Genomic DNA, 11,758 nt, shown 5'->3' with positions numbered 1-11,758 from the left:
GATGAGGGCCGGCCGGTGGGCCGGTTCGCACCGCCGAACCCTCACCCTTTCGCGCCAGAACGATCGCTTCGCTCTCGTGCGCTCAAGCCCTCTCCCGGCGGGAGAGGGGCCTTATGAGTCAGTCTTCCGCCTTCGCCTTGGCCTTCTTCGCCGGCGCCTTCTTGGCGGCGGGCTTCTTCGCAGCCGCAGCCTTCTTCGACGCAGCCGTTTTCTTCGCCGGCGCCTTCTTCTTCGGCGCCGCGCCGGCCTTGGCGGCGAGCAGGGGCAGGGCGGCTTCCAGGGTCAGGTCTTCGGGCGCCGTGCCTTTCGGCAGGGTGGCGTTGATCTTGCCCGATTTGACATAGGGGCCGAAGCGGCCGGCCATGACGTGGATCGGCTCGCCCGTCTCCGGGTGTGCGCCCAGGTCCTTCAGCGGGGCCGCAGCCGCCCCGCGGCCGGGACGACCGGCGCGCTTCTCGGCCAGCAGGGCGACGGCGCGGTTCAGACCGACCTCGAACACCTCGTCGATGTCCGAGACATTGGCGTAGGTGCCGGCGTGCAGGACGAAGGGACCGTAACGACCCAGGCCCGCCGTGATCATCTTGCCGTCCTCGGGGTGAACCCCGACCTCGCGCGGCAGGGCCAGAAGGCGCAGGGCCTGGTCCAGCGTCAGGGACGCCGGCGACCACCCCTTGGGCAGCGACGAGCGTTTCGGCTTCTCGCCGTCCGGCGGCGCGATTTCGACATAGGGGCCGAAGCGGCCGATCTTCAGCTGCACGGGGTGTCCGGTCGCGGGATCGACCCCCAGTTCGCGGTCGCCGCTCTCGGCCGATCCGTCCTCGGCCGAAGGACTGGCGACGGGACGGGTGTATTTGCAGTCGGGATAGCGCGAGCAGCCGATGAAGGCGCCGAAGCGGCTGGTCTTCAGGCTCAACTGGCCCTGATGGCACAGGGGGCATTCGCGCGGGTCGGACCCGTCGCCCTTGTCCGGAAAGATGTGGGCGCCCAGGCTCTCGTTCAGCGCGTCCAGAATGGCCGTGGTGCGCAGCTCGCCGGCGGCTTGCGTCGCGGCGTGGAAGTCCTGCCAGAACTCGCGCAGCAGCACCTTCCAGTTCAGCTGCCCGGCCGACACCTCGTCCAGTCGGGTCTCAAGCGCGGCGGTGAAGTCGTATTCGACCCATTTGCGGAAGAACTGCTCCAGGAAGGCCGTGACCAGCCGCCCCTTGTCCTCAGGATGGAAGCGGTTCTTGTCCACCCGCACATATTCCCTGTCGCGCAGGGTCGACAGGGTCGAGGCGTAGGTCGAGGGGCGGCCGATGCCCAGTTCTTCCAGCTTCTTGACCAGGGTGGCTTCCGAATAGCGCGGGGGCGGTTCGGTGAAATGCTGATCGGTGCGGATGGCGTCGACCTTGGCCTTGGCGCCCTCCTTCAGGGCCGGCAGGCGGCTGGTGTCGTCTTCGCCCTCGTCGCCTTCCGCGCCCTTCTGCTTCTCGTCGCGGCCTTCCTCATAGACGGCCAGGAAGCCGTCGAAGGTCACCACCTGGCCGGTGGCGCGCAGGCCGGTCAGCCCGTCGGAGGTCTCGATCTCGACCGTGGTGCGGTCCAGACGCGCGGCCTCCATCTGCGAGGCGACCATCCGCTTCCAGATCAGCTCGTAGAGGCGCTGAAGATCGGACTCGAGGCGCAGGCTGTCGGGATGGCGGGCGATATTGGTGGGCCGGATCGCTTCGTGCGCTTCCTGAGCATTCTTCGCCTTCACCTTGTAATGACGAGGTTCCGCCGGAACATAGGCCGGGCCGAACTCCTTGCCGATCACCTCGCGCGCCTGGGCCAGGCCCTCGGGGCTGACGGACACGCCGTCGGTCCGCATATAGGTGATCAGGCCGCCGGTCTCGTCCACGCCCTCATACAGTTTCTGCGCCGCCTGCATGGTCCGCTGGGCGGTGAAGCCCAGTTTGCGCGCAGCCTCCTGCTGCAGGGTGGAGGTGGTGAAGGGCGGCGCCGGGTTGCGACGGACCGGCTTCTTCTCGACCGAATTGATGGTGAAGTCGCCGGCCTGAATGGCGGCGCGGGCGGCTGCGGCGGTCGCCTCGTCCTTGATGTCCAGACGCTGCACCCGCTTGCCGGCGTGCTTGACCAGGCGGGCGGTGAAGGGCGGGCTGTCGGCGTTCAGGTCGGCCTCGATGGACCAGTATTCCTGAGGCTTGAACTTCTCGATCTCCATCTCGCGATCGACGACGATGCGCAGCGCCACCGACTGGACGCGACCTGCCGAGCGCGCGCCCGGCAGCTTGCGCCACAGCACCGGCGACAGGGTGAAGCCGACCAGATAGTCCAGGGCGCGGCGGGCCAGATAGGCTTCCACCAGCTCCATGTCGATCTGGCGCGGCTTGGCCATGGCGTCCAGAACGGCGGACTTGGTGATGGCGTTGAAGGTGACGCGCTCGACCTGGGTGTCCTTCAGCGCCTTCTTCTTGTTCAGCACCTCCAGCACGTGCCAGCTGATGGCCTCCCCTTCGCGGTCGGGGTCGGTGGCCAGGATGACGCGGTCGGCGCGCTTGGCGGCCTCGGCGATTTCGGACAGGCGTTTGGCGCCCTTGGCGTCGGCCTCCCAGTGCATGGAGAAGTCGTCATCGGGCAGGACCGATCCGTCCTTGGACGGCAGGTCCCGGACGTGGCCGTAGGAGGCCAGAACCTCATAGCCGGAGCCGAGGTATTTATTGATGGTCTTGGCCTTTGCGGGGCTCTCGACGATGACGAGGTTCATGCGTGTTCGGTCTCGGGAAGGGGCGCGAACGTGGTTGGAGCGGAGCCATGTGTCAATGCACCGGCCGCCGGACGCCCGTGAACTTGCGGATTATCGGGTGACTATCACGGATCGAAGACGAATCCGGAAGAGACTTCACTATATCGACGCCAGACCCCCCGGCAGCAGCTCGGCGCGGCCCGCCAGGCTCAGCTCCAGCAGGGCGGAGGCCACCTGGCCCATGGGGGCGTTAAGGGCGCGAGCGATCTCGTCGCGCGGCGTCGGGGTGGGGGAGAGCAGGGCGGCGACCCGGTCCAGGAAGGCGTCGTCCACCTCGCCATAATCCATCGGCTCCGACGGCGGCGCGCGCAGGCTGCGCAGGGTATTGAAGGCGCGCTCGATGTCCTCGATCCCCTCGCACAGGATGGCGCCCTGGCGCAGCAGTTCGTTCGGCCCCTTGGCGCGCGGATCCAGCGGCGAGCCCGGCACGGCGAAGACGTCGCGCCCCTGTTCGGCCGCCAGTCGGGCGGTGATCAGGGATCCCGACTTGATCTCCGCCTCCACCACCACGACGCCGCGCGACAGGCCCGAGATGATGCGGTTGCGGCGGGGGAAGTCCCGCGCCTGGGCCCGCGCGCCGACGGGGCTTTCCGACACGACGCAGCCCTGGTCGATCAGCCGCGCGTAAAGATCCGCGTGTTCGGGCGGATAGACGTCGTCCACCCCGCCGCCCAGGACCGCGACGGTCCCCGTCGCCAGGGCGCCTTCGTGGGCGGCGGCGTCGATGCCGCGCGCCATGCCCGAGACGACGACATGCCCCGCCTGACCCAGTTGCAGCGCCAGGCCGCGCGCGATCCTCTGCCCGCCCGCCGAGGCGATGCGGGCGCCGACGATGGCGATGCTGGGCGTGTTCAACAGATCGACCCGACCCCGCGCCCACAGAATCGGCGGCGGCGGGTCCAGGTTCGCCAACATCTCAGGATAGTCAGGATCGCCCAGCACCAGCAGGCGCGCGCCGATCCGCTCGCCGTCAGCCAGTTCGCGCTCAATGCCTGCGACGGGCGGCGGAATGGAGGCCGCGCCGGACTTGCGGACCAGGTCGGGCAGGACCTCCAGCACGCGGACAGCTGACCCATAACGGCCCAGCAACTGCGAAAAGGCGACGGGACCGATGCGGTCGGTGCGGGCGAGCCGCAGCCGGGCGAACCGTTCGTCCCCCGCCGGGGTCACGCCTTCTTGGCCCCGATGCGCGGCTCCTCGCCCTTCAGCAGCCGGGCGATGTTCTGATGATGGCGGACCCAGATCAGCACGGCGGCGAAGACGGTCAGGGCCAGGATCGGCATGTCCACCGGCAGGCCGACGGCCGCCAGCGGCAGCAGGGCCAGCAGCGGCGCAGTCGCCGAGGAGATCAGGGCCGCCAGCGACGAATAGCGGAAGGCGAAGGCGCTGATCAGCCAGATCGCTCCGGCCATCAGCCCCAGCGGCCAGGCGGCGGCCAGCAGCAGACCATAGAAGGTCGCCACGCCCTTGCCGCCCTTGAACTTCAGCCAGACGGGAAACAGGTGGCCCAGGAAGGCCGCGCCGCCGGCGATGGCGCCCGCAGCCTGGCTGTCGAACAGGGCGCGGGCGATCAACAGGGCGACGGCCCCCTTGCCGGCGTCCAGCAGCAAGGTGGCCAGGGCCAGGTCCTTGCGCCCGGTGCGCAGCACATTGGTCGCGCCGATATTGCCGGAGCCGATGTTGCGCACGTCGCCGGCGCCGGCGGCGCGGGTGATCACCACGCCGAACGGGATCGAGCCGAGCAGATATCCGCCCAGCGCGACCAGCGCCAAGGTCCCGACTGCGGGGCCCACCAGATCCTGCACTTTGATTCTCTCCCCGGGAAATGCAGCGGCAAAATGCGTCGGCGCGCCTTACGGAGCAAGGGCGATCCGGCCTCTTGACCCGATGAATGACGCAGGGTCAGGTCCGCCCGCCTTTCCGGAGAGTTCCATGAGCCGATATTCCACCGCCGTCGCCGTCTCGATCCTGCTGATGTCGGCCTCGGCCTGCGTCGGCGCCCCGACCGGCGGGGAGGGGGCCGTGTCCCGCCCGGCCATGGCCGCCTATTTCGACTGTGTCCGCGACGGCGGCGTGGCCATCTCCGCCCATAGGGCGGTCTCGGCCCCGGACCAGCCTGAGAACTCCATCGCCGCCATCGAGGCGACCGGGCGAGCCATTCCCGGCGCCATCCTCGAACTGGACGCGGTCCTGACCAAGGACGGCCATCTGGTGCTGATGCACGACGAGACGATGGAGCGGACCACGACCGGCCGGGGCCGCGTCGCCGACCTGACCCTGGCCCAGGTCAAGGCCGCCCGGCTGAAGGCGTCGAACGGCGCCTTGACCGAGGCCGCGCCCCCGACGTTGGCCGAGGCGCTGGACGCCGCCGGGCGGGTCGGCGCCATCGCCAGCCTGGACCTGAAACCGGCCGAAGGCGCGACCACGGTCGATCTGGCGAAAGCCATCATTGCCGAGGTGCGGCGCTCGGGCGCGCAGAACCGGGTCATCCTGATCACCTATAATGACGCAGACGCCCGCGCCGTGGCGGCCCTGGCGCCGGAGATGATGATCTCGGCCGGTCTGGACGGCGTCGAGGATCTGGACGGTCTGAATCCGGCCCAGATCCTGGCCTGGACCGGCACGCGCGAGGAGCGGCCCGGCCTGTGGTCGGCCCTGCGTCAGGCGGGGGTCGAGGTCCAGTTCGGCACCCTGGGGGCGGAGGGCCGCCGCCGCGATGACCGCTACGCCGCCGACGGCGACGTCTCCGAATACCGCGACCTGTTCCGCCAGGGCGTGACCGTCATCGCCACCGACACGCCCCTGGCGGTCCAGTCGGTGCTGGGCGCGGAAGTCGCCAAGGCCGCCGCCTGCCGCCGCCCGCGCTGACGCGACGATTTGCGCTCGATCAAGGAGCGGACGAACGGGCTAGGGCAGGGGAAGATCAGGAGTTCAGCATGCGCGATGATCTGATGTTCGACGTGGCCGTGGTCGGGGCCGGACCGGCGGGCCTGGCCTTCACCCGGTCGCTGGCCGGGGCGGGGCTGACGATCGCTCTGATCGAGGGACAGGACGAGGCGGCCTTGCGCGACCCGGCCTTCGACGGACGCGAGATCGCCCTGACCCACAACTCCATCCGCCTGTTAAAGTCCCTCGGCGCCTGGGACCGGGTTCCGGCGCAAGAGATTTCGGACCTGCGCGAGGCGCGGGTGCTGGACGGCGGCTCGCCCTTCGCCCTGACCTTCGACGTCGGCGGCGCCGACCGGCTGGGCGTCCTGATCCCCAACCACCTGATCCGCCGCGCCCTGTTCGACGTTGTCGAAGGCCAGGCGGGCGTGATCCTGATGGCGGGGCGGCGAGTGGCCAGCTGCGCCGTCCAGGGCGCCGCCCCGCGCGGCCGGGTCGTGCTGGACGATGGGACGACGATCCGGGCCAGGCTGATCGTGGCGGCGGATTCCCGCTTTTCCGGCGTGCGCGACCAACTGGGCGTCGGGGTCGAGATGAACCGGCTGGGCCGGTCGATGATGGTCTGCCGGATGCGCCACGACCAGGCGCACGGCCATGTCGCGACCGAATGGTTCGACCATCGCCAGACCGTCGCCCTGCTGCCGGTCGCGGACGCCCAGGAGCGGGTCTCCTCCGTCGTCCTCACCCTGGCCGCCCCCGCCATCGCCGACCTGATGCGCCTGTCGCCCGACGCCTTCGCGGTCGAGATGGAACGGCGGCTGAAGGGCCGGCTGACCGGGCTGGAACTGGTCAGCGAACGCTGCGCCTATCCGCTGGCCACCACCTGGAGCCGCCGGTTCGCGGGCGAGGGTTTCGCCCTGATCGGCGACGCCGCGGTGGGCATGCACCCGGTCACCGCCCACGGCTTCAACCTGGGTCTGCGCGGACAGGACGTCTTGGCCAAGGTGTTGAAGTCGGCGCGGGGCGGGGACATCGGGTCGGAACGTCTGCTGGCCCGCTATGAACGCGACCACCGCCTCGCCAGCTGGCCCCTGTACCAGGGCACCAACGCCCTGGTCCGCCTGTTCACCCAGGAAACGCCCCCGGCCCGTCTGGCGCGCGGCGCCGCCCTGCGCGCCGGCCAGGCCACGGCGCCGTTCAAACGGGTGGTGAAGCGGATGCTGACGGCGTGAACACCGTCATCCTCGGGCTTGACCCGAGGATCGGAAGGTCCGCCGTTGATGCGACGAAGGTTTAATCGGTCCAGGACCGCGTCCGATCCTCGGGTCAAGCCCGAGGATGACGAAAGTAGCGAAGCGGGCTTCAGAAAACCTTACGGCCGCCCACCCAGGTCCCGATTACCTTGCCCTGCAGTCTGCGTCCGTCGAACGGCGAGTTCTTCGACTTGGAGCGCAGCGTATCCGCATCCACGATCACCGGCGCGCCGGGGTCGAACAGCACCAGGTCGGCGGGTGCGCCTTCCGCCAGCACCCCGGCGTCGAGGCCCAGCAGCGCCGCCGGTCCCTGGGTCAGGGGCCGCAGCACGTCCAGCAGGTCCAGACCGTCCTCGTGGTGCAGGGTCAGGGCGGCGGGCAGCAGGGTCTCCAGGCCCACGGCGCCGGGCGCGGCCTCGGCGAAGGGGCGGCGCTTGTCCTCGGCCGGGGCGGGGGCGTGGGCCGAGGTGATGACGTCGATCAGCCCCTCACGCACCGCCTCGATCAGGGCCTGACGATCGGCCTCGGACCGCAGCGGCGGGTCCAGTCGGTAGAAGGTGCGATAGTCGCCGATATCCACCTCGTTGAAGCACAGGTGGTTGATGGAGACGCTGACCGCGACCTCCAGCCCCTTGGCCCGCGCCCGCGCCAGGGTCTCCAGCGCGCCTTCGGTCGAGATCTGATCGACCAGGAACCGCGCGCCCGTCTGTTCGACCAGGGCCAGGTCGCGCTCCAGCCCGATCCGCTCGGCGATGGCCGGGCTGCCGGGCAGGCCCAGCCGCGTGGCCAGCTCGCCCGAGGCGGCGACCGAGCCTTCCGTCAGCCAGGGGTCGGCCGGACGACAGGCGATCAGGGCGTTGAAGGCGGCGGCGTAGCTCATCACCCTTTGCAGGGTGCGGCTGTTGACGATCACCTTGTCGCCGTCGGTGAAATACAGGGCGCCGGCCTCGTCCATCAGGCCGATCTCGGCCATCCGCTGGCCGTCCAGGGCCTTGGTCGCGGCGCCGGCCGCACGGACATTGACCAGATTCAGGGCCGCGCCGCGCCGCTGGATGAAGTCGACCATGGCCGGGTCGTCCACGGCGGGATCGGTGTCGGGCTGGACCACGATGGTGGTCACGCCCCCGGCCGCGGCGGCCAGGCTGGCGGACTTCAGCGTCTCTTTCGGTTCAGCGCCGGGTTCGCCGGTCTTGACCCGGATGTCGATCAGGCCGGGCGCGAGGCAGTGGCCGTCGCAGTCGATAATCTCGAAATCTGCGCCGAGCTCAGTATGAAACTGCCGCTCGAAGGCGACTTCTATGATCTTGCCGTGCTGGACGATGAGTGTGGCGGGGCCGTCCCTGCCTGTGGCCGGATCCAGAAGGCGGGCGTCCGAAAAGACGATGATGGTGTCGCTCATGCGGCGTCTCCCCAGCGGGCCGACAGGGAGGCCAGCACGGCCATGCGGGCGGCGACGCCCATCTCGACCTGATCCTGGATCAGGGAGACGTCCAGATCGTCGGCCACGTCGGAATCGATCTCGACCCCCCGGTTCATCGGCCCGGGGTGCATGACCTTTGCGCCGGGCTTGGCCCAGGCCAGCTTCTCGCGGTCCAGACCCCAGAAGCGGAAATATTCGCGGGTCGAGGGCACCAGGGCGCCGGCCATCCGCTCCAGCTGAAGCCGCAGCATCATGACCACGTCGCAGCCCTTCAGGCCCTCGCGCATGTCATGGAAGACCTCGCAGCCCCAGCGGTCGGCGTCGCCGGGCACCAGGGTCGGCGGGCCGATCAGGCGGACGCGCGCCCCCATCATCTGCAGCAGGGCGACATTGGAGCGGGCCACGCGGCTGTGGATGATGTCGCCGCAGATGGCGATCGTCAGGCTGGTCACATCGCCGAAAGCGCGGCGCATGGACAGCAAATCCAGCAGGGCCTGGGTCGGGTGTTCGTGGCGTCCGTCGCCGGCGTTCACGACGGCGCAGCCGACCTTCTGGCTCAGCAGTTCGGCCGCGCCCGAGGCCGAGTGGCGGATGACCAGGATGTCGGGCTTCATGGCGTTCAGGGTGACCGCCGTGTCGATCAGGGTTTCGCCCTTCTTCACCGAGGAAGAGGCGACCGGCATGGTCACGACGTCGGCGCCCAGCCGCTTGGCGGCGATCTCGAAAGAGGAACTGGTGCGGGTCGAGTTCTCGAAGAACAGGTTCACGACCGTGCGGCCGTGCAGCAGGTCCAGGGCCTTGGACGACTGACGATTGAAGTCGACGAAGGCGTCGCCGAGATCCAGCAACTGCGGCGTCACATACGGATCGAGGTCCGATGCGGCCAGGAAGTGCGGTTTGGGGAACGGAACCAGCCGGTCGCGGATGGTCTGATCGGTGACTTGAGCGGGCTGGGTCATCGAGACGCGGCTATAGGCGGGAGTCGCTCTTATTGCCAGTGTGCGGCGCCAGTCAGGTGAAGTGGAACAGGGCAAGCAGGATGGGAATGACCACGGCGCTGCCTACGGTCGTCAGGGCGATGACGCCGGCGATCAGCGGGGCGTCGCCGCCCATCTGACGCGCCAGAATGTAGGAGGCGGCCGAGCCGGGCGCGGCGCCGCAGATCAGGGCGATGCCCTGCGCCAGGCTGTCGCCGCCCAGGGCCCAGGCGATGAACCACATCAGCGGCGGCATGACCCCGAGTTTAACCAGGCTGACAGCGGCGATGGTGATGCGGCGGCGTTTGACCTCGGCGAAGGACAGACCCGCCCCGGCGACGATCAGGCCCAGGGGCAGGGCGGCGGCGCCCAACAGGTCCATCGGATCCGACAAGCCCGGGATCAGCGGCACGCGCAACAGGTTCAGCGCTAGGCCGATCAGGCAGGCGAGCAGGATCGGATTGGCCAGCATCGACTTGATCAGGCCGACGACCGACGGCTCACGCCGCAGCGACCCCCATTTCGCCAGCACGGCGACGCAGGCGATGTTGGTGACGGGAATGATGAAGGCGATGGCGACGGCGGCCAGCGCCGTGCCTTCCGAGCCATAGACCGACTGGATCACCGGCACGAAGACGAAGCTGTTCCAGCGGATTACGCCCTGAAAGACGCTGGTGTAGGCCGGGCCGTCCAGTGTGATCAGGGGTTTGGCCGCCAGGGTCGCGGCCGCCACGATCAGGGTCGCGCCCACCGCCGCTGCGCCCGCCACGGTCGCGCCGCCGCCGGCGAGGTCGGCGTGCCAGATCGCGGGGATCAGGAAGCTGGGATAGAAGATGTTGATCGACAGCTTCTCGATCGGCCGCCAGGCCTCGTCTGGCAGGAAGCCGGACTTTCTGAGGCCGTAGCCCAGGGCGATCATCAAAAAGACCGGCAGGACGCCGGCGATCAGGGCTGTCAAACCCAGGTCGCCTGATCCCGAACCCGGTCCAGCGCCCCTTGCAGGATCCAGGCGGCGGCCGTGCGGTCCACGACCTGGGCGCGGCGTTTGCGGTTCAGATCCAGATCCTCGATCAGGAAACGCTCGACCGCGCTGGTGGACAGCCGCTCGTCCCAGAAGGCGATGTTGACGGGCCGCAGCCGCTCCAGGTTGCGGGCGAAGGCGCGGCACGACTGGGCGCGCGGACCTTCCGTGCCGTCCATGTTGGCGGGCAGGCCGATGACCAGGGCCGAAACCTTGCGATGCGCCATCAGTTTGAACAGGTGTTCGGCTTCCTGGGTGAACTTGGACTTGCGGATCAGCTCCAGGGGCGAGGCGATCAGGCGGGTGGAGTCCGACACGGCGACGCCGATGGTCTTCTCGCCCAGATCCAGCCCCATCCACGGCGTGTCGGGCGGGCAGGCGGCGGGCAGGTCGAGGAGGTCGAGGACGGGCACGGCCTGCGGTTAGGACTGGCGCGCACCGAAGTCAAAGGCGATGGTGACGATGATGGACAGGAAGGACGATGACATGCGCATAGCGACAGCGGCGATGACGGCTTTCGGACTCGTGCTGAGTGGTTGCGGACAGTCCGACGCGCCGGCCAAGACCCCGGCCGCACAGGATACTCAGATCGCGGCAGCCGCGCCGACGCCGAGCCCGATCACGCGTGCGGCCCCGCCCCTGACCGCCAAGCCGGTCGGGCCTGCCGAACGGCGCGCGGCCGCTGCACGCGAGGAGATCGGGACGGCGGCCGACGTGTCGCAGTTGCAGGCCCTGCCTGAGCAGAGCGCCAAGGTCTTCAGCCTGTCGGGCGGCGATCCGGCGGTGAACGGTCTGGTGACCTATTTCGCCCTGTTCGGCGGTTCGGCTGAGGGCTGGCGCGCCTATCCACTGGGCGACTACGCCGAATGGAAGGTCGTCGAGGCGAAGGCCGGGCGCGTGGTCCTGGCGGTGCGTCAGGACACGGCGGGACCGAACGGCGACATCCTGAAGGTGGAGCGCACCGTGCAGATCGACTTCCCCCCGAGCGGCGAGACGCCGCCGGACGCGGTGTCCGTCAGCACGTCGCAGTGAGATCACGCCTGACGACCCGCGCTGATCCTTGTGAATCCCAGTGCGGGCGGCTAATCCGACCGCTTCGTTTTCATTTTGTGTGTTGGAGGGCCGCATGGCCATCGACGCTGCGACGGTGCGCAAGGTCGCGCATCTCGCCCGCATCAAGACCCCCGAGGACCGGCTGGAGCCGCTGGCGCAGGAGCTGAACGGCATCCTGGCGTGGATCGAGCAGTTGGATCAGGTGGATGTCGAAGGCGTCGAGCCGATGACCTCGAACGTCGCCCAGCCGCTGCGCCTGCGCGACGACGTCGTCACCGACGGCGCCAAGGTCGATGCGGTCCTGTCGAATGCGCCCAAGTCGGCGGACGGCTTCTTCGTCGTGCCCAAGGTGGTCGAATAGTC

The 11,758-nt window shown here is 69.2% G+C and carries 11 protein-coding genes; 4 read left to right on the top strand and 7 right to left on the bottom strand.

From position 1 onward, the window contains the following. Positions 1 to 118: 118 nt before the first annotated feature. From topA to plsY, 3 genes are all read right to left on the bottom strand, one after another. Positions 119 to 2,746, bottom strand: coding sequence for a type I DNA topoisomerase (gene topA / locus JL11_RS13575; protein WP_054766117.1), 2,628 nt, complete (start codon positions 2,744 to 2,746; stop codon positions 119 to 121). Between the two features lie 138 nt (positions 2,747 to 2,884). Beyond that, positions 2,885 to 3,955 (bottom strand): DNA-processing protein DprA, encoded by a 1,071-nt coding sequence (gene dprA / locus JL11_RS13570; RefSeq protein WP_054766116.1) that lies wholly within the window; start codon positions 3,953 to 3,955, stop codon positions 2,885 to 2,887. Next, positions 3,952 to 4,590 carry a glycerol-3-phosphate 1-O-acyltransferase PlsY gene (plsY, locus tag JL11_RS13565; protein ID WP_054766115.1) on the bottom strand — a complete coding sequence of 213 codons (639 nt, stop codon included), beginning with the start codon at positions 4,588 to 4,590 and terminating at the stop codon, positions 3,952 to 3,954. The genes dprA and plsY overlap by 4 nt, the downstream gene beginning before the upstream one ends. A 127-nt stretch (positions 4,591 to 4,717) precedes the next feature. Here plsY and JL11_RS13560 point away from each other — a divergent pair, with 127 nt between their 5' ends. Then, positions 4,718 to 5,653, top strand: a complete 936-nt coding sequence (locus JL11_RS13560; RefSeq protein ID WP_054766114.1) for a glycerophosphodiester phosphodiesterase family protein — start codon at positions 4,718 to 4,720, stop codon at positions 5,651 to 5,653. A 68-nt stretch (positions 5,654 to 5,721) separates the two neighbouring features. After that, the gene (ubiM, locus tag JL11_RS13555; RefSeq protein WP_054766113.1) at positions 5,722 to 6,903 is read left to right on the top strand and encodes a 5-demethoxyubiquinol-8 5-hydroxylase UbiM; all 1,182 of its coding nucleotides are present in this window, start codon (positions 5,722 to 5,724) and stop codon (positions 6,901 to 6,903) included. 130 nt (positions 6,904 to 7,033) lie between these two features. Here the strand turns inward: ubiM and pyrC are convergent, their stop codons facing one another. Genes pyrC through ruvX form a run of 4 tightly spaced genes read right to left on the bottom strand, consistent with a single transcriptional unit; the run spans position 7,034 to position 10,755 of the window. Next, positions 7,034 to 8,323 (bottom strand): dihydroorotase, encoded by a 1,290-nt coding sequence (gene pyrC / locus JL11_RS13550; protein ID WP_054766112.1) that lies wholly within the window; start codon positions 8,321 to 8,323, stop codon positions 7,034 to 7,036. Continuing rightward, positions 8,320 to 9,303: an aspartate carbamoyltransferase catalytic subunit gene (locus JL11_RS13545; protein ID WP_054766111.1), complete on the bottom strand. Its 984-nt coding sequence runs from the start codon at positions 9,301 to 9,303 to the stop codon at positions 8,320 to 8,322. The genes pyrC and JL11_RS13545 overlap by 4 nt, the downstream gene beginning before the upstream one ends. A 52-nt stretch (positions 9,304 to 9,355) precedes the next feature. Continuing rightward, positions 9,356 to 10,279 (bottom strand): AEC family transporter, encoded by a 924-nt coding sequence (locus JL11_RS13540; RefSeq protein WP_054766110.1) that lies wholly within the window; start codon positions 10,277 to 10,279, stop codon positions 9,356 to 9,358. After that, entirely contained in the window at positions 10,276 to 10,755 is a 480-nt protein-coding gene (gene ruvX, locus JL11_RS13535) for a Holliday junction resolvase RuvX (RefSeq protein ID WP_017506485.1), read from the bottom strand. Before ruvX ends, JL11_RS13540 begins: the two co-directional genes overlap by 4 nt. A gap of 73 nt (positions 10,756 to 10,828) precedes the next feature. Between ruvX and JL11_RS13530 the strand changes: the two genes are divergently transcribed. After that, positions 10,829 to 11,374 carry a hypothetical protein gene (locus tag JL11_RS13530; RefSeq protein ID WP_156314201.1) on the top strand — a complete coding sequence of 182 codons (546 nt, stop codon included), beginning with the start codon at positions 10,829 to 10,831 and terminating at the stop codon, positions 11,372 to 11,374. Positions 11,375 to 11,468: 94 nt separating this feature from the next. Beyond that, positions 11,469 to 11,756: an Asp-tRNA(Asn)/Glu-tRNA(Gln) amidotransferase subunit GatC gene (gene gatC / locus JL11_RS13525; protein ID WP_039247681.1), complete on the top strand. Its 288-nt coding sequence runs from the start codon at positions 11,469 to 11,471 to the stop codon at positions 11,754 to 11,756. Positions 11,757 to 11,758: the final 2 nt, after the last annotated feature.

Source organism: Brevundimonas sp. DS20 (genome assembly GCF_001310255.1).
GTDB lineage: Bacteria > Pseudomonadota > Alphaproteobacteria > Caulobacterales > Caulobacteraceae > Brevundimonas > Brevundimonas aurantiaca.
The sequence above is the reverse complement of the archived record's forward strand: the minus strand, read 5'-3'. Positions and strand labels throughout refer to the sequence as shown.

What these genes read in the sequence shown, in the direction of transcription:
- topA (WP_054766117.1), bottom strand. Translation starts at nt 2,746, where the DNA reads ATGAACCTCGTCATCGTCGAGAGCCCCGCAAAGGCCAAGACCATCAAT.
- JL11_RS13560 (WP_054766114.1), top strand. Translation starts at nt 4,718, where the DNA reads ATGAGCCGATATTCCACCGCCGTCGCCGTCTCGATCCTGCTGATGTCG.
- ubiM (WP_054766113.1), top strand. Translation starts at nt 5,722, where the DNA reads ATGCGCGATGATCTGATGTTCGACGTGGCCGTGGTCGGGGCCGGACCG.
- pyrC (WP_054766112.1), bottom strand. Translation starts at nt 8,323, where the DNA reads ATGAGCGACACCATCATCGTCTTTTCGGACGCCCGCCTTCTGGATCCG.
- JL11_RS13545 (WP_054766111.1), bottom strand. Translation starts at nt 9,303, where the DNA reads ATGACCCAGCCCGCTCAAGTCACCGATCAGACCATCCGCGACCGGCTG.
- JL11_RS13530 (WP_156314201.1), top strand. Translation starts at nt 10,829, where the DNA reads ATGCGCATAGCGACAGCGGCGATGACGGCTTTCGGACTCGTGCTGAGT.
- gatC (WP_039247681.1), top strand. Translation starts at nt 11,469, where the DNA reads ATGGCCATCGACGCTGCGACGGTGCGCAAGGTCGCGCATCTCGCCCGC.